We start from the raw sequence: 16,854 nt of genomic DNA on the forward strand, positions 1-16,854 counted from the left end.
ATTAACGATCGATTAGGAGAATACTTTGAGCAAGAAAAAAGTTGCTTTGATTACGGGTGTCACAGGACAGGATGGCGCATATCTCGCCGAAATGTTGTTGGACAAGGGTTACGAGGTGCACGGTATCAAGCGTCGCAGCTCATTGTTCAATACGGGGCGCATCGACCATCTGTTCCATGATGTTCATGAGTCGGGCAAACCCTTCTTCTTGCATCACGGTGATATGACTGACTCTTCCAGTCTGACGCATATCATCCAGAAAGTTCAGCCCGACGAAATCTACAACCTGGCCGCGCAGAGCCATGTGGCCGTTTCGTTCGAAGAGCCTGAATACACAGCCAACTCCGACGCGCTGGGCGCATTGCGTATCCTCGAAGCGATCCGCATCCTCGGTCTGACCAAAAAGACGCGTTTCTACCAGGCTTCGACTTCCGAGTTGTATGGCCTTGTGCAGGAAATTCCGCAGAAAGAGACCACACCGTTCTATCCGCGCAGTCCATACGCAGTGGCGAAACTGTATGCCTACTGGATCACCGTCAACTACCGCGAAGCCTATGGCATCTATGCCTGCAACGGTATCCTGTTCAACCACGAAAGCCCGATCCGCGGCGAGACCTTCGTCACCCGCAAGATCACCCGTGCTCTGGCACGTATCAAGCTGGGGCTGCAAGAATGCCTGTATCTGGGCAATATGGATTCCCTGCGCGACTGGGGGCATGCCAAAGACTACGTCGAGATGCAGTGGTTGATGCTGCAACAAGACAAGCCGGAAGATTTCGTAATTGCAACCGGTGTGCAATACAGCGTTCGTGATTTCGTCAATGCCGCAGCTAAAGAACTGGGTATGGCGATCACCTGGAAAGGCGAGGGTGTGGATGAGAAGGGCTACGATGCCTCAGGCAAGTGTATCGTTGCTGTCGACCCGCGCTATTTCCGTCCGACTGAAGTCGAAACGCTGCTGGGCGATGCAAGCAAGGCAAAAACCAAGCTGGGCTGGACGCCTAAGATCAGCTTCGACGAGCTGGTCGCCGAGATGGTGCGCGAGGACCTGAAGGGGGCGGAGCGTGACGAGCTGGTGAAAAAGCACGGTTACGCAGCGTTCAATCCGCACGAATAAGATTCAGCCCATGAGCAAGAAAAGACTCCTGTTGACGGGCGGTGGCGGCATGGTCGGGCGCAATCTGCTCGAGCATCCTGCCATCGGCGAGTTCGAAGTCCTCGCGCCTCGCAGTGCCGAATTGGACCTGTGCAACTTCAATGAAGTGCAAGCCTATCTGCGCGCGCACCAGCCGGACATGGTCATCCACGCGGCAGGCAAGGTGGGCGGTATCCAGGCCAACATGCGCGAGCCGGTGGGCTTCCTGCTGGAGAACCTCGACATGGGGCGCAACATCGTTTGGGCCTCGCGCCAGGCGGGCGTCAAACAACTGCTCAATCTGGGCAGCTCCTGCATGTATCCGCGCAACCACAACGAGCCATTGAAGGAAGACCTGGTACTCAAGGGCGAGTTGGAGCCGACCAACGAAGGCTATGCACTGGCCAAAGTGGTTACGGCACGGCTGTGCGAATACATCATGCGCGAAGATGCCAGCTATCAGTACAAAACACTCATTCCCTGCAATCTCTACGGACGCTACGACAAATTCGATCCGGCGCATTCCCACCTGATTCCGGCAATCATCCATAAAGTCCATCAGGCCAAGCAAAACGGGCAGGAATCGGTGGAAATATGGGGCGACGGTACAGCCCGGCGCGAGTTCATGTACTCGGGTGATTTGGCGGATGCTCTGGTTCGAGCGATCAAAGAATTCGAAGTGCTGCCCGCCATGATGAACATCGGCCTGGGGCATGACTACACCATCAACGAGTATTACCAAGCGGCGGCAGACGTGATGGGATACACAGGCGTTTTCGCCCATGATCTGAGCAAACCCGTCGGCATGGCGCGCAAACTGGTCAGCGTAGAGCGCCAGTTGGCTTGGGGGTGGCGTGCACAGAATGAGTTACGCAGCGGTATCGAAAAAACATACGACTATTATCTAAGGGAGTTTTTGCAATGAGTTTCAAGTTTCCGTTAGCTACAGCCTCCTGGGGGCAAGAAGAACTCGATGCGATGCAGCGGGTTATCGCGTCCGGCATGTTCACCATGGGCGCGAACGTGCAGGCATTCGAGCGCGATTTCGCCAAATATGTCGACAGCAAATATTGCGTGATGGTGAACTCGGGTTCATCTTCGAACCTGCTGATGGTGGCGGCATTGTTCTACACGCAGAATGGAAAGTTGAAGTTGAAGCGCGGCGACGAGGTGATTGTGCCCGCCGTATCCTGGAGCACTACCTACTATCCGCTGTATCAGTACGGCCTGAAGATCAAGTTCGTCGACATCGATCTGAATACCCTGAACTACGATCTGGAGCAACTGGAACAGGCGGTCACCGACAAAACGCGCATGATCATGGCCGTGAACCTGCTGGGCAACCCCAACGACTTCGACCGCATCAACAAGATAATCGGCGGGCGCGACATCGTGCTGATGGAAGACAACTGCGAATCCATGGGGGCTCGATTCAACGGTAAGCATGCCGGCACCTTTGGTGTGATGGGCAGCTACAGCTCGTTCTTCAGTCACCACATCTCCACCATGGAAGGCGGCCTCATCGTCACCGACGATGAAGAGCTGTATCAGATTCTGCTGTCGTTGCGCGCGCACGGTTGGACCCGCAATCTACCCAAACATAATCTGGTCTGCAGTGAGAAGAGCGATGATCCATTCGAGGAATCGTTCCGTTTCGTGTTGCCCGGTTATAACGTTCGTCCGCTGGAAATGGAAGGTGCATTGGGCGTAGAACAGGTGAAACGGCTGCCACACATGGTTGAGGAGCGTCGAAAGAATGGCAAGCTGCTGCAAGCCGCCTTGGCCAATCACCCTGACATCATCATTCAGCAAGAGATCGGCGAGAGCAGTTGGTTCGGTTTCAGCCTGGTGATCCGTCCCGGCAGCAAACTTACGCGCAAGGAATTGGTGATGAAGCTGAATGATTTGGGGTTCGAATGTCGTCCAATCGTGGCGGGTAACTTCGCCAAGAATGAGGTAGTGAAATACTTCGACTCTGAAGTGCACGGCACATTGAAGAATGCCGATCACATCGATCAAAACGGCCTGTTCGTGGGCAATCATCACTACCCGATTCCGGAAGCATTCGAGTCGTTGGCCAAGCTATAAGGAGAAGTAAAGTGAAGGCTGTCATTCTTGCAGGCGGACTTGGTACGCGGATCAGTGAAGAAACGTCCGTTCGCCCTAAACCCATGGTCGAAATCGGCGGCAAGCCCGTGTTGTGGCACATCATGAAAACTTATTCTGCACACGGCATTCACGATTTCGTGATCTGCTGCGGCTACAAGGGATATGTGATCAAGGAATATTTCGCCAACTACTTCCTGCATATGTCGGATGTGACTTTCGACATGGAGCACAACAAGATGGAAGTACATCAGCGTTATGCCGAGCCATGGAAGGTGACGCTAGTGGATACCGGCGAAGAAACGATGACCGGCGGTCGATTGAAACGCGTGGCGGACTACGTCAAGGATGAAGAGGCATTCTGCTTTACCTATGGCGACGGTGTAAGCGATGTGAATATCACCGAGCTGATCGCCTTCCACAAGGCGCAAAAAGTCAAAGCCACGCTGACCGCCACCTTGCCGCCCGGGCGGTTTGGGGCGCTGGACATGGTGGGCAACAAGGTCAATAGCTTCCGCGAAAAGCCGCAGGGTGATGGCGCTATGATCAATGGCGGTTTTTTTGTGTTGTCGCCTGAAGTTATCGACTACATCGCGGACGACAAGACTACTTGGGAGCGCGGTCCGATGGAACGGCTCGCAGAAGAAGGCGATCTGGCCGCCTTTCATCATGAAGGGTTTTGGCAGCCGATGGACACGCTGCGCGACAAGCAGCATCTTGAAGAGTTATGGCAATCCGGTAAGGCTCCCTGGAAAGTTTGGAAATGAACGCAGCGTTCTGGCGCGGCAAGAAGGTGTTCTTGACCGGCCACACCGGCTTCAAAGGTAGTTGGCTCAGTTTGTGGTTGCAGCAGCTCGGCGCCGAAGTGACCGGCTATGCCTTGCAGGCGCCGACGAATCCCAGCCTGTTCGAGGTCGCGAATGTCGCTCAGGGAATGACTTCCATCATCGGCGATATCCGCGATGCGGAAGCGCTGATTAAAGCCATGCGCGATGCCGCGCCGGACATCGTCATCCACATGGCAGCCCAGCCTTTGGTGCGCTATTCCTACGTGAATCCGGTCGAGACCTATTCCACCAACGTGATGGGCACGGTGCATCTGCTGGAAGCCGTGCGCCAGACGCCTTCGGTACGTGCCGTGGTCAACGTCACCAGCGACAAGTGCTATGACAACAAAGAATGGGTATGGGGCTATCGCGAGAATGAAGCCATGGGCGGCTTCGACCCCTACAGCAACAGCAAGGGCTGCGCCGAACTGGTGACCTTTGCTTACCGCAATTCATTCTTCAATCCGGAGAAATACGCAGACCATCGCGTGGCGCTCGCGTCGGGCCGTGCCGGTAACGTCATCGGCGGCGGCGATTGGGCAGATGACCGTTTGATTCCGGATATCTTGCGCGCCATCAGCGATAACAAGCCGGTGGTGATCCGCAGTCCGCACGCGATCCGCCCCTGGCAGCATGTGCTGGAGCCGCTGTCCGGCTATCTGTTGTTGGCGGAGAAGCTATACACGCAGGGCATCACCTATGCAGAAGGCTGGAATTTCGGCCCGGCGGATGAAGATGCCAAGCCGGTGCAGTGGATCGTCGAGCAACTCACGCAACAGTGGGGCGAGGGCGCGAGTTGGCAACTGGACGGCGGCAAACATCCGCACGAAGCGCATTACCTCAAGCTGGATTGCTCCAAAGCCAAGATGCGCCTCGATTGGCAACCGCGCTGGCACTTGGGCCATACGCTGGAGATGATTGTGTCCTGGCAGCAGGCCTGGCTGGCAAAACAGGATATGCGCAGCTTCACCCTGAAACAGATCGAACAATACGTACAGTGAAAGAAACAACATGAGCACAAAAGAACAACTCCGCAGCCAGATCGCAGATCTCGTCAAACAATATGCCGACCTCGCTTATGCGCCCAGCGCATTTGAAGCGGGCAACAATGTGGTGCCGCCTTCGGGCAAGGTGATCGGCGCTGCCGAACTGCAGAACATGGTGGAAGCTTCGCTCGACGGCTGGCTGACGACCGGTCGTTTCAACGACGCTTTCGAGAAGCGCCTAACCGAATTTCTCGGCGTGAAGCATGCGCTCACCACCAACTCCGGCTCTTCCGCCAACCTGTTGGCCTTCAGCGCGCTCACCTCGCACAAGCTGGGCGAACGCGCCATCCAGCCGGGCGATGAAGTCATCTCGGTAGCGGCGGGTTTCCCCACTACGGTGAACCCCATCCTGCAATTCGGAGCTGTGCCGGTGTTCGTCGATGTGCAACTCGGTACCTACAACATCGACCCGGCCAAGATCGAAGCGGCGATCACACCCAAGACCAAAGCCATCATGCTGGCGCACACGCTGGGCAATCCCTACGATCTGGATACCATCACCGCGCTGGCGAAGAAGCACAAGCTCTGGCTGATAGAAGACTGCTGCGACGCGCTCGGCTCCACCTACAACGGCAAACTGTGCGGCACCTTCGGCGACATCGGCACGCTGAGCTTCTACCCCGCGCACCACATCACCATGGGCGAGGGCGGTGCAGTGTTCACCAACAACGACCAACTGCGCCAGATCGTCGAATCGATCCGTGACTGGGGCCGCGACTGCTACTGCCAGCCCGGCAAGGACAACACCTGTGGTAAGCGCTTTTGCCAGAAGCTGGGCGACCTGCCGCACGGCTACGATCACAAGTACACCTATTCTCATATCGGCTACAACCTGAAGATCTCCGACATGCAGGCTGCCTGCGCCCTGGCACAGATGGACCGCGTGGAAGAATTCATCGCAGCACGCAAGGCGAACTTCGCCTACCTGAAGAATGGCCTGAAGAACTGTGAAGAATTCCTGCTGCTGCCGGAAGCCACGCCGAACAGCGACCCGTCCTGGTTCGGTTTCCCCATCACCATCAAGGCGAGCGCAGGCATCAACCGCGTCGACCTGTTGCAATATCTTGACCAGAACAAGATCGGTACGCGCCTGCTGTTCGCCGGCAACCTGACGCGCCAGCCCTACATGAAAGGCCGCAACTTCCGCATCTCGGGCGAGCTGACCAACACCGACACCGTGATGAACGACACCTTTTGGATTGGCGTGTATCCGGGCTTGAGCAAGGAGATGCTGGATTTCGTCATCGCCAAGATGGAAGCGTTTTTTGGGGTGAATTTCTAATTCGAGGAAATCGACAAGCCGTGAATCAAGTAAACAAGAAACTTAAGATAGCCATAATCGGGAGCGGGAATATCGGCACTGATTTACTGATCAAAGTGCTGCGCTCTTCCCATCTTGAATGTGGAGCATTCATTGGCAGAAACTTGTCCTCATCCGGCATGCTGAAGGCGCTTTCATTGGGAGTGCCTGTTTCGGCAGAGGGGATTGATTACATCATCAACAATCCGGAATGCTGCGACCTGGTGTTTGATGCAACCTCAGCAAAGAGCCACTTCGAACATGCGCCAATCTTTGAAAAATTGGGCAAGCGTGTCATCGATATGACGCCGGCCAAAATTGGATTGATGAGCGTGCCGAGTGTCAATCTTGCGGATTGTTTGAATGAGTTCAATGTAAATATGGTGACTTGCGGTGGGCAAGCCTCCATTCCGGTGGCTTATGCAATCGGGCAAACGCAGTCAGAGGTGGATTACATCGAGGTGGTCTCAAGCATTGCATCAAGAAGCGCCGGCCCCGCAACAAGGCAGAATCTGGATGAATACATCAAAACGACCGAAGACGGTCTAATGGAGTTTTCTGGTGCGCGGCGTACCAAGGCTATATTGAACCTGAATCCTGCCGAACCCTGCGTAGACATGCAGACCACAATCTTTGCCAAGGTCGCCAATCCCGACATTCCGAAACTGGCTGCAGAATTATCGCGATTGGTAGACAAAGTTCAGAGCTATGTCCCCGGCTACGAAATTATTCTGGGGCCAATGGTCGAGAACGGGAGGATAGTGGTGATGGTAAGAGTACGTGGCCTAGGTGACTATTTGCCCGCTTACGCGGGCAATCTGGACATAATCAACTGTGCAGCCATTGCAATGGCGGAAGAATACGCAAGTGTCTCACCGCACAAGAGATCGAAGGGGCACTGATGGAGATTACCAGGAAGATCAGAATCAGCGACCCGACACTGCGTGATGGCAATCATGCTGTAGGGCATCAACTGAGCGCGGAGAATATCGCATCGTATTGCAAGGCGGCCGATGCGGCTGGCGTATCTATCGTTGAGGTCGGCCATGGAAATGGCCTTGGCGCGTCCTCGCTTCAACTTGGCGAAGCCAAAACGCCAGACCATGTTGCATTAACGACGGCACGTGAGAACCTGAGCACTTCCAAGCTGGGTATTCATGTCATACCGGGCTTTGCCACTATCGACCGGGATTTGAAACCCGCGCTAGAGATGGGTGTTGATGTGGTTCGTGTCGCTTCGCACTGTAGTGAGGCTGACATCTGCGAACGGCATATCAGTTTTGCGCGCAGCCAAGGCGTCGAAGTTTGGGGATGTCTGATGATGTCCCACATGATTTCACCGACGATGCTTCTGGAGCAGGCAAGAAAGATGGAATCATACGGTGCCGAAGGTGTGGTGTTCATGGATTCATCCGGCCATTTCACACCTGAAGATGTTCGAGTACGGGTATCAACACTATTGAACGGGCTCGGGATTGCTGTTGGTTTCCATGCCCACAACAATCTGGGAATGGCCATTGCGAATTCGATAACTGCGGCTGAGACGGGGGCTACTCTGCTAGACGGTTGCGCACGCGGCTTCGGAGCTGGAGCGGGCAATGCGCAACTGGAAGTTCTGATTGCTGTGCTGGAGCGCTTGAAGTACAGCACAGGAATCGACCTTTACAAAATATTGGATGCTGCCGATTTGGCCGAGCAGACCCTGATGAAGGAAATCCCCACCATCAAATCAGTCAGCGTGGTAAGTGGCATGGCGGGTGTGTTTTCAGGATTTATGAAGCCGGTTGCGCGTATCGCTAATGAATTCAATATCGATCCGCGCGATGTGTTTTTTGAACTGGGGCGGCGAAAGATCGTCGCGGGACAGGAAGACATAATTCTTGAGGTGGCGAAAGAACTAGCCCAACGAGCCAGAAAAGGACACGAATGAAACCGGAATGCATTGAAAGGACGCGCCACGATTGCCTGAGGATTCTGGACGGACGCGACAAGAATCTTGACCAGTTGCGCGACTCTGAATTGGTTGTCATAGGCGGCACTGGTTTTGTCGGAACGTGGATAGCTGAGATGGTCGCCGCGTTGAACGACGGATATCAATTCGGCATCAAGTTATCGTTGATTTCGCGCAGCACCGACCAGTTCGCGAATCGCTTGCCCCACTTGGCAATGCGCCCGGACATCAAGCTTATCAAATCTGATGTCCGGCAGCTCGGACAATTCCCCAGTGATGCGGACTGGGTGATTCACGCGGCAGCGAATCCGGATGTGAGAACTCATGCTTCCAACCCTTTGGACACAGCATCGGTCATTGTAGATGGAACGATGTCTGTCATGCGGACTGCGGAGCGAATGGGGCGACTCAAAAAGCTACTATATTTAAGTTCGGGTCTGGTTAGCGGGGCACAGCCGACGTCATCGACAGGTGTGTCGGAAAGTGCTGAGGGAGCGCCTGCGCCGGATGCGAGCTTTATCTACGCCAATGCGAAACGCTTCGCAGAAACATTATGTTCCGCAGCGCGTGCGCAATCGCGCATCCCCGTTCTTGTGGCACGCCCGTTCTCCTTTGTTGGCCCCTACCAGCCCCTAGATACGCCATGGGCGCAAACAACGTTCCTGTCTGACGCACTGCGCAATCATCACATCCGCGTTCTGGGCGATGGTCAAGTGGTTCGCAGCTACCTCTATGGCAGCGACGCGGCATATTGGTTTTTGAGAATCCTGACCGCCGGCCAGAGCGGCGACGTGGTTAATGTGGGCAGTCCAGTGGGCGTCACCCTGCAGGACTTGGCAACGGAAGTTGCGAAGAATTTCGAACCATCACTAGAGATCTTGTTTAATACTGCGCCAAGGAGCCTTGGACGGGCTTCACAGTTGTTGCCGGTTACGACGCATGCTCAAAACGAATTTGGCTTGTCAGTGTATACACCGCTGGATGAGGCAATCAAATTAACCGCGCAGTGGCATCGCATGATGCTGTCAGACAAGTGAGGAATTAACAGTGTCAGAAAAAAAGGCCAGCGATTACATCGCTAAGTTTCTCGCCGACCAAGGAATACGCCACGTATTCGGGATCGTGGGGGCGGGGAACGCTCAGATATTCGACGCAATCACCCGTCTAGGTTACACGGAAATAGTCTGTGTTCACCACGAACAGGCGGCTGTGATGGCGGCTACAACATACTATCGCATGACCGGAAAGGTCACCGTTGCATTGCTGACGACTGGTGCCGGGTCGACCAACGGCGTGACCGGCGTGGTCAGTGCCTGGATGGATTCGATGCCTGTGCTGGTGATCTCCGGCAACGAAAACTCGCGCTATACCACTGATGACAATCCGCTGCGGATCTGGGGTGTGCAAGGTTATGACAGCACCGAGATGGTGGAGAAGGTAACCAAGTGGTCGGCGCGCGTCATGCAGGCGGAGGAGGTGCTGGATGTCGTCTCTCGTGCATACTCGATAGCAGGTGTCTCCCGACAGGGGCCGGTCTGGATAGATGTACCCATGAATATCCAGGCGGCCATGGTCGAAGAAAGCAAAATGAATCCGGTTGCCAAAGTGGCAGCAGAGGCAAAGAAAGCGCCTGCCGGAGCAGAGCGCATCCTTCAGCTTAGCGAGGGCGTGGCTGCGGTTGGAAAGTTGCTTGCCGCTTCTACCAGGCCGGTTCTTTGGCTGGGGCATGGCATCAGGCTGGCCGGCGCGGAAGACAAGGTCAAGCTGCTTGTCGAAAAGCTGGGCGTCCCTGTGCTGGTGACATGGCAAGCTTGCGACATTCTGGATTCTGACCATCCGCTATGCTTCGGCAGGGCCGGAGTGTACGGACAGAGAGCAGCGAACTTTGTGCTGCAGAACTGCGATGCCCTGATCTGCATCGGCACGCGACTTGCCATCCCGCAGATCGGTTACGACCTGACGGAATTCGCTCGAGCCGCGCAGATTGCGACAGTCGATATCGACACCGACGAATTGCTCAAGCTGGGTGATCGGATCGCTGCGCCGATATTGAGCGATGCGGGGGCATTCATCGACCAGCTTTTGAGCAAAACAAACAATACCTACCACCGTGCTGACTGGGTCAGCCAGTGCGAGAGATATCGTGAGCGCTATCCGGTCGTTGGCCCGGAGCACGCTGACATGTCAAACGAGGCGGGTACTAAGTTCATTAATTCTTATCGGTTCATGCAAGTGCTGGAGAAGTACTTCCATGACGACCAGATTGTGGTCACGGATATGGGGACCGCGCTGCTGTCTGGGCACCAGGTGCTCAAATTCAAGGCAGGTCAGAGGATGATGACATCGACCGGTCTGGGCGAGATGGGGTTTGGTTTGCCGGGGGCGATCGGTGCGGCATTTGGGGCGGGCAGGGAGGTGATGTGCCTGAACTGTGACGGCGGCATGATGTTGAATCTGCAAGAACTGCAGACCATCGCTCACCACAATCTGCCGATCAAGATATTCATCTTCAACAATGACGGATATTTAATGATCAAGCACACCCAGAAGGCGCTGTTCTCCGGTCGCTATTCTTGTTCAGACAAGAAGTCTGGCGTGAGCTGCCCCGATTTTTCCAAACTCGCCTACGCATTTAACTTCCCCTCATTCCAGATCCGTACATGGGAAGATGCGGAAGAAGTGCTTCCCAAAGTGCAGGCAGCTAAAGGGCCCGTCATTTGCGAGGTGTTCACGCATCCAGAACAGCCGTTTGTGCCCAAGCTTTCGCTTGTGCAAAATAAAGACGGCTCGATCGTATCGCCTCCGCTGGAGGATCTGTCGCCGCTGTTGCCGAGAGCCGAGATAAAGAAGGACATGCTGATTGGCCTCCACAAGAAATCGGATAATCTGGAAATCGGCACACTGGACTAGCCTCGCATGACAAAAACCAGCAGGATCGCTGTCCTTGGGGCGACCAGCCAGATTGCCAGAGACTTGGTTGTCGCCTGCGCGATAGATGCGGATGTACATCTTCATTTGTTCGCGCGCCGCCCGGATGTGTTGGGAGAGTGGCTAACCTCGGCAGGCTTGCCCGGCCGCTATCCCGTAAGCGACTTTAGTGAATTGGCGCAGCACGAATTCGATGCTGTGATCAACTTTGTCGGGGTCGGCAATCCAGCGCAATTAATGGAGATGGGCAGCTCCGTCTTTGACACCACCGCGCATTTCGATGAAATGGTGCTGGAATATCTTGAAACACACCCTGCATGCCGCTATCTGTTCCTGAGTAGCGGCGCAGCCTACGGCTCCAACTTTGCCGAGCCTGCGCGTCGCGATACTCCGGCGGTCATTCGGATCAACGACCTTGCCGCCCATGAGTGGTATGGTGTGGCGAAGTTGCATGCCGAATGCAGGCACAGAGCCCGTCCCGAACTGCACATCATCGATATCCGGGTATTCAATTATTTCAGCCGTACTCAGGATATCAATGCGCGTTTCCTCGTCACTGACATGCTGCGCGCCATCCGCGACAAAACGGTGCTGAAAACATCCTCCGAGTACATTGTGCGCGACTATCTGCATCCTTCCGACTTTTACCGTCTGGTGATGGCCCTGCTGACCGCGCCAGCCGCCAATGCGGTTGTCGATTGCTACAGCAAAGCACCCATAGACAAGCCGGGCCTGCTGCAGGCCATGCAGAACGAATTCGGGCTGCGCTACGAAGTGACGGGATCGCATGCCAGCATCAATGCGACAGGCGGCAAGCCGCATTACTATTCCCTGAACAGGCGCGCGGCGGAGTTCGGTTATCAACCCCGGCTTACTTCGACAGAAGGCGTATTGAAGGAAGCCGCTGCGATGCTGCAAGCGCCACTAGCCGCGGCGGGCAAGCCTTGATAACGATCATCATCGGCCGGGCGGCGCAGTTCATTCTGGCGCTCGCCATGCTGCGGGTCGCCACCACGCTGCTGTCTCCGGAAGAGATGGGCAAAGTCTCATTGGTGCTGACGAGCATTGCATTCTTCGCGATGTTTCTGGTGAATCCTGTCGGCATGTTCATCAATCGTCGCCTGCATGCCTGGCAGGCAAGCGGTTCGGCCCGCGCGTATCTGGAACGATATGCGGGCTATCTGATCGGGGTGGCACTGCTCGCCGCAATCAGTTTGCCGCTGTTCAACCTGAGCGGGCTGGTGAACTTCGGTATGCCGATCGGCTGGATCGTCGCCCTGGTTTGCGCTTCACTGATCTTCAATACGATCAACCAGACATCCATCCCATCATTGAACATGCTGGGCGACACGCGCGGCTTTGTGGTGCTATCCGTGGCGACGCTGGCGGCCAGTTTTGTTTGCGCGGTCACGCTGGTGGGAACGATGCAGACATCCGCCCAGTACTGGGTATTGGGACTGTTGCTGGGGCAGATGCTGCTGGCTGTGGTCGGCACAAGGATGCTATTCACCCGGCTGGGCGTGCATGGCGCCCCGGCCACATCGCCAGGCATACGCGGGCGGCATCTGCAGGTATTGTTCGATTTCGCATGGCCGGTGGCGCTCGCAGCGGGCTTGGGCTGGATACAGTTGCAGGGATACCGCTACATCATGGAAAGCCATCTGGGCATGGCTCAGCTTGGCCTGTTCGTGGCGGGTTACAGCATCAGTGCGGGCATGATCGCGGGCTTCGAATCTATCCTGACGACCTATTTCCAGCCCCGTTTGTACCGGGATGCGAACAAGGATCATCCGGCAGAGCAAGCGCAAGCATGGCGACGATACGCAAGTGCGGTCATCCCGTCGCTGATATTGACGGTCACGTTGATCGTGCTGCTGGCACCGGAATTCACGCGATTATTTCTGGGCGAGCGATTCCAGGGGGCGGCAAGCTTTGTCGTCTGGGGGGCATTGGCCGAGGCAGCGCGTGTGTTGACCGGGGTCTATTCATTGATCGCGCATGTCTATATGCGTACGCGCTGGTTGATCGTGCCGACAGCGGTCGGTGCCGCACTTTCGATTGTGCTGTGTGTACTCCTGATCCCCCCGCTGGGTGCCCAAGGCGCGGGGATCGCGCTGGCTTCTGCCGGTTTTGTAGTGGTGGCGTTGTTGCACGTATTGCTGGCGTACCGCGCGGGCGGCAGCGTGCCGTTGCATACTCTCGGGCAGGCCACATTGGCAGCCTTTGCATTGTGCGTGGCGGCGCTGGGAATGCGGGCTCTCTTCAATACTTCTGATTGGGCCGTGGTCGTCAGTGTCATCGTGACAACGGGCCTGGTATATCTCGGTTTGCTGTACAGGCTGTTGCGGCAACATTTGGTGGAAATGAGGGAAGCATGAAGATATTGGTTGTTTGCATGTTGCATACCTATGGTGATCCGAAGCGCGAATATTCATTCGAATATTTCAACTTCTACCAGGTACTCAAGGCAATGGGGCATGAGGTCGAGCTTTTCGACTACATGGGTGAGATACAGGCGCACGGCAAGGCCGGGATGAACCGCAGATTGCTGGAGCGCGTGCGCGACTGGCAACCGGCGGCAGCGGTGTTTTCGCTCTATACCGACCAGTTTGAAGCGGAAACCATCAACGCCTTGCGCGCACATACCAAGACATTCTGCTTCTTTCATGACGATACCTGGCGCGTCGAGTACTCGCGCTATTGGGCAAGACAGTTCGACTACTTCTCAACCCCCGATCTGCACGGCGAAATGAAATACCGCGAGCTGGGCTTGGCGAACGCCATCTACTTCCCCTTCGGGTGCAACGAGCAAGTGTTCCGGAAGATGGAAACCGGCAAGAGATTCGACGTGTCTTTTGTCGGCGGCTGGCACCCCTACCGTGAATGGCTGATCAACCGCATCAGGAAAGCAGGCATAGCCGTTGAGGTGATGGGATACCGCTGGCCGAAAGGCGAAGTCGACCAGGAAGGGATGGTCAGAATATTCAACGAAAGCAAGATCAATCTGAATCTGACCAATTCCGCATCGTGGGACATCCGCTATCTGGCCGCATCTCCGCGCGCGTTGATCAACCGCGTGCGCAGCAAAAAGAACATTGAGCAGATGAAGGCGCGCATCTTCGAGGTGAACGGCTGCGGTGCATTTCAGCTCTCATATTTCGTCGAGGGCCTGGCCAATTGCTACGACATAGACCGTGAGATCGCGGTCTATGCCGATGCCGACGATCTGATCGAGAAGATCAGGTTTTACCTTGAACACGAGGTGCTGCGCGAATCGATGGCCGCAGCGGCATACACGCGCACGCAGCGCGACCACACCTACGCGCAGCGATTCCAAACCGTGCTCAGACGAATGGGGTTGGCGAATGACTGAGCAACCTTTGGTGTGCATTTGCATCCCCACCTATAACGCTGCCTGCTCAGTTCGCGAGACGCTGCTTTCGATCCTGTCGCAAACCTATCGCAATCTGGTCGTGCATATCTCGGACAACGCATCGACCGACGATACTTTGGAAATCATTGAAGGGCTAGGCGATAGTCGTGTGCATATTCATCGTAATCAGATAAATATCGGCGGGGAGGAGAATTTCAATCGCTGTATAAAACTTGCCGAGGGCAAATACACGGCGATATTCCATGCCGACGACCTGTATGAGCCGCAGATGGTGGAAAGACAAGTGGCCTTTCTGGAAAGCCATGCGGAGGCGGGGGCGGTTTTCACCGCCGCGAGCATGATCGACGAAACGGGAAAAAAATTTGGCGAGATCAGCTTCCCCGCCGGCTTGGGATCTTTCGACCGACTGTATGGTTTCGAGACGGTCTTCAAAGCGGTGCTGCGCCATTCGAATTTCTTTATCTGCCCCAGCGTGATGGCGAGGACACAGGTGTACCAACAGGACATCCAATCCTGGCGCGGCGGTCTGTTCAAATCCTCGGCTGATCTGGACGTCTGGTTGAGGATCGCGCGCAAACACCCGATAGGGCTGCTGCCCGCGCCTCTGATGCGATACCGGGTCAGCCCCAACCAATTCTCTGCCAAAGTGCGATTGCAGACCGAGCGCCCGGACTTCTTCCTCGTCACCGAGCACTATCTTGCGCAAGAGGATGTGCGCGGCATGCTGGACCGCACCGATCTGGAGAATTACGCGCGGCTGGACAGGCGCGACAGGGTGATGCGGGCAGTGAACTGTTTCCTGAGCGAGAGATCGGGCGAAGCCAAAAGCCTGCTGCATGACATCTATTCGTGGGATGCCTGGAAGGCCGCCATGCAAACAAAGAGAGGCTTCGGCGTATTGGTCGCCGGCATCTATTTGCGCGGCTTGTTGTTGTTCAGGTTGGAAAAGATCGGACGTCTCACGCTGGGATATTTGAAACGCGTCATGCGCAAATGAAGGAATCAAAAGTGCGGACTATCTACGTTGATCCGGCCTACAAGGCCTACTATCAAGATCGCCTGTATGACGAGAGCGACCCCGTGCTCAACCGGGACGACACACTGGCGCCGAATATTCGGATGCGCGCAGCACTCGAACAGGAAGGGGCCTCGGTTCACACCGCCGATTTCCTGCTGGCGCAGAAAGAGGGCGAACAGGAAGCCGATTACTATTCTTTCGGCGTGCTGGAGAATTATCGTTCGCTCGCCGCGCGGCCGAACATCAGGATGCGCGCCTTTGTCATCTTCGAGCCGCCAGTCGTTGCCCCCCATCTGTATCGTGAATTGCCGGAACTGACCAAAGTCTTTGAACGTGTCTACATTCACAACATCGAGGGCGATGGCTATTCACTCGAAGGGGTGGATGCTTCCAAGCTGCATAAGCTCTACTGGCCGCAACCCAGAGCGGAAGTGATCGAGGCTTGCTGGAACATGCCGAACCGTCAACGCCGCATCGTCGTGATCAATGGCAACCACAAGCCGGTCTCGGCCCGCAAGGAGTTGTATAGCAAGCGAATCGAAGCGATGGCTTCGCTGGCCAGATCGGGGGCGGTCGATCTCTATGGGCGGGGATGGGAGCGCTGGTGGTCGCGGAACTCACTGTGGCTGCCCTATTGGCGCCATCGCAGGACGCTGATGTCGATCTACAAAGGTTCATGCGCATCCAAATACGAGGTGATGGGGCATTACGCGTTCGCGCTGTGCTTCGAGAACATGGCGATGAAGGGCTACATCACGGAAAAGATATTCGATTGTTTCTATGCCGGAACCATCCCACTGTATTGGGGCGCAACCGATATCGCCGATCTGATCCCCAAGGAAGCCTATATCGATGTTCGGCAGTTCGCCACATGGGAGCAGATGCACACGGCAGTGATGCGCATGTCCGATCAGGAGATCGAGTCGATGCGCGAAGCGGGGCGAACGTTTCTGCGCAGCGAGCAAGGATTGAAGTTCTATGATGGATTACTTCCGATCTTTCAGGCGTGAGTAGCAAGGGTGTTAGGATGCGAATAATAAATTGCGCTGAAAGGGAAGCCTGTATCTTCTGCGTATTACTAGCAGTTCTCCTTCGGCAGGAGATTTATAACTGGGCAATGTGAAACAATTTTCAGTATACATATCCAAG

Annotated in this window: 15 protein-coding genes; all 15 read left to right on the forward strand. The window is 55.5% G+C overall.

Annotation, left to right across the window (positions count from 1 at the left end; genetic code table 11):
- Positions 1-25 precede the first annotated feature (25 nt).
- Genes gmd through ACYPYQ_RS00605 form a run of 15 tightly spaced genes read left to right on the forward strand, consistent with a single transcriptional unit; the run spans position 26 to position 16,715 of the window.
- Positions 26-1,117 (forward strand): GDP-mannose 4,6-dehydratase, encoded by a 1,092-nt coding sequence (gmd, locus tag ACYPYQ_RS00535; protein ID WP_459717760.1) that lies wholly within the window; start codon positions 26-28, stop codon positions 1,115-1,117.
- Between the two features lie 10 nt (positions 1,118-1,127).
- Positions 1,128-2,060 (forward strand): GDP-L-fucose synthase family protein, encoded by a 933-nt coding sequence (locus ACYPYQ_RS00540; protein ID WP_459717762.1) that lies wholly within the window; start codon positions 1,128-1,130, stop codon positions 2,058-2,060.
- Complete coding sequence (locus ACYPYQ_RS00545) at positions 2,057-3,223, forward strand: DegT/DnrJ/EryC1/StrS family aminotransferase (protein ID WP_459717765.1); 1,167 nt, start codon at positions 2,057-2,059, stop codon at positions 3,221-3,223. Before ACYPYQ_RS00540 ends, ACYPYQ_RS00545 begins: the two co-directional genes overlap by 4 nt.
- 11 nt (positions 3,224-3,234) lie before the next feature.
- Positions 3,235-4,008 (forward strand): glucose-1-phosphate cytidylyltransferase, encoded by a 774-nt coding sequence (gene rfbF / locus ACYPYQ_RS00550; protein ID WP_459717768.1) that lies wholly within the window; start codon positions 3,235-3,237, stop codon positions 4,006-4,008.
- Entirely contained in the window at positions 4,005-5,069 is a 1,065-nt protein-coding gene (rfbG, locus tag ACYPYQ_RS00555; protein ID WP_459717771.1) for a CDP-glucose 4,6-dehydratase, read from the forward strand. The genes rfbF and rfbG overlap by 4 nt, the downstream gene beginning before the upstream one ends.
- Positions 5,070-5,079: 10 nt before the next feature.
- Positions 5,080-6,396 (forward strand): lipopolysaccharide biosynthesis protein RfbH, encoded by a 1,317-nt coding sequence (gene rfbH / locus ACYPYQ_RS00560; protein WP_459717774.1) that lies wholly within the window; start codon positions 5,080-5,082, stop codon positions 6,394-6,396.
- A 20-nt stretch (positions 6,397-6,416) separates the two neighbouring features.
- Positions 6,417-7,316 carry an acetaldehyde dehydrogenase (acetylating) gene (locus ACYPYQ_RS00565; protein ID WP_459717777.1) on the forward strand — a complete coding sequence of 300 codons (900 nt, stop codon included), beginning with the start codon at positions 6,417-6,419 and terminating at the stop codon, positions 7,314-7,316.
- Positions 7,316-8,344 (forward strand): 4-hydroxy-2-oxovalerate aldolase, encoded by a 1,029-nt coding sequence (dmpG, locus tag ACYPYQ_RS00570; protein ID WP_459717780.1) that lies wholly within the window; start codon positions 7,316-7,318, stop codon positions 8,342-8,344. Before ACYPYQ_RS00565 ends, dmpG begins: the two co-directional genes overlap by 1 nt.
- The gene (locus ACYPYQ_RS00575; RefSeq protein WP_459717783.1) at positions 8,341-9,402 is read left to right on the forward strand and encodes an NAD-dependent epimerase/dehydratase family protein; all 1,062 of its coding nucleotides are present in this window, start codon (positions 8,341-8,343) and stop codon (positions 9,400-9,402) included. Before dmpG ends, ACYPYQ_RS00575 begins: the two co-directional genes overlap by 4 nt.
- A gap of 10 nt (positions 9,403-9,412) precedes the next feature.
- Positions 9,413-11,275: a thiamine pyrophosphate-binding protein gene (locus ACYPYQ_RS00580; RefSeq protein ID WP_459717786.1), complete on the forward strand. Its 1,863-nt coding sequence runs from the start codon at positions 9,413-9,415 to the stop codon at positions 11,273-11,275.
- Positions 11,276-11,281: 6 nt separating this feature from the next.
- The gene (locus ACYPYQ_RS00585; protein WP_459717789.1) at positions 11,282-12,241 is read left to right on the forward strand and encodes an NAD-dependent epimerase/dehydratase family protein; all 960 of its coding nucleotides are present in this window, start codon (positions 11,282-11,284) and stop codon (positions 12,239-12,241) included.
- Positions 12,238-13,671 (forward strand): lipopolysaccharide biosynthesis protein, encoded by a 1,434-nt coding sequence (locus ACYPYQ_RS00590; RefSeq protein WP_459717793.1) that lies wholly within the window; start codon positions 12,238-12,240, stop codon positions 13,669-13,671. The genes ACYPYQ_RS00585 and ACYPYQ_RS00590 overlap by 4 nt, the downstream gene beginning before the upstream one ends.
- Complete coding sequence (locus tag ACYPYQ_RS00595; protein ID WP_459717797.1) at positions 13,668-14,666, forward strand: CgeB family protein; 999 nt, start codon at positions 13,668-13,670, stop codon at positions 14,664-14,666. Before ACYPYQ_RS00590 ends, ACYPYQ_RS00595 begins: the two co-directional genes overlap by 4 nt.
- Positions 14,659-15,684 (forward strand): glycosyltransferase family 2 protein, encoded by a 1,026-nt coding sequence (locus ACYPYQ_RS00600; RefSeq protein WP_459717800.1) that lies wholly within the window; start codon positions 14,659-14,661, stop codon positions 15,682-15,684. Before ACYPYQ_RS00595 ends, ACYPYQ_RS00600 begins: the two co-directional genes overlap by 8 nt.
- Positions 15,685-15,695: 11 nt before the next feature.
- Complete coding sequence (locus ACYPYQ_RS00605; protein WP_459717803.1) at positions 15,696-16,715, forward strand: glycosyltransferase family 10 domain-containing protein; 1,020 nt, start codon at positions 15,696-15,698, stop codon at positions 16,713-16,715.
- Positions 16,716-16,854 lie beyond the last annotated feature (139 nt).

This window comes from Sideroxyarcus sp. TK5 (assembly GCF_054601595.1).

Coding starts and splice junctions, on each gene's coding strand:
- ACYPYQ_RS00540 (WP_459717762.1), top strand. CDS start 1,128: ATGAGCAAGAAAAGACTCCTGTTGACGGGCGGTGGCGGCATGGTCGGG.
- ACYPYQ_RS00545 (WP_459717765.1), top strand. CDS start 2,057: ATGAGTTTCAAGTTTCCGTTAGCTACAGCCTCCTGGGGGCAAGAAGAA.
- rfbG (WP_459717771.1), top strand. CDS start 4,005: ATGAACGCAGCGTTCTGGCGCGGCAAGAAGGTGTTCTTGACCGGCCAC.
- rfbH (WP_459717774.1), top strand. CDS start 5,080: ATGAGCACAAAAGAACAACTCCGCAGCCAGATCGCAGATCTCGTCAAA.
- dmpG (WP_459717780.1), top strand. CDS start 7,316: ATGGAGATTACCAGGAAGATCAGAATCAGCGACCCGACACTGCGTGAT.
- ACYPYQ_RS00575 (WP_459717783.1), top strand. CDS start 8,341: ATGAAACCGGAATGCATTGAAAGGACGCGCCACGATTGCCTGAGGATT.
- ACYPYQ_RS00585 (WP_459717789.1), top strand. CDS start 11,282: ATGACAAAAACCAGCAGGATCGCTGTCCTTGGGGCGACCAGCCAGATT.
- ACYPYQ_RS00595 (WP_459717797.1), top strand. CDS start 13,668: ATGAAGATATTGGTTGTTTGCATGTTGCATACCTATGGTGATCCGAAG.
- ACYPYQ_RS00600 (WP_459717800.1), top strand. CDS start 14,659: ATGACTGAGCAACCTTTGGTGTGCATTTGCATCCCCACCTATAACGCT.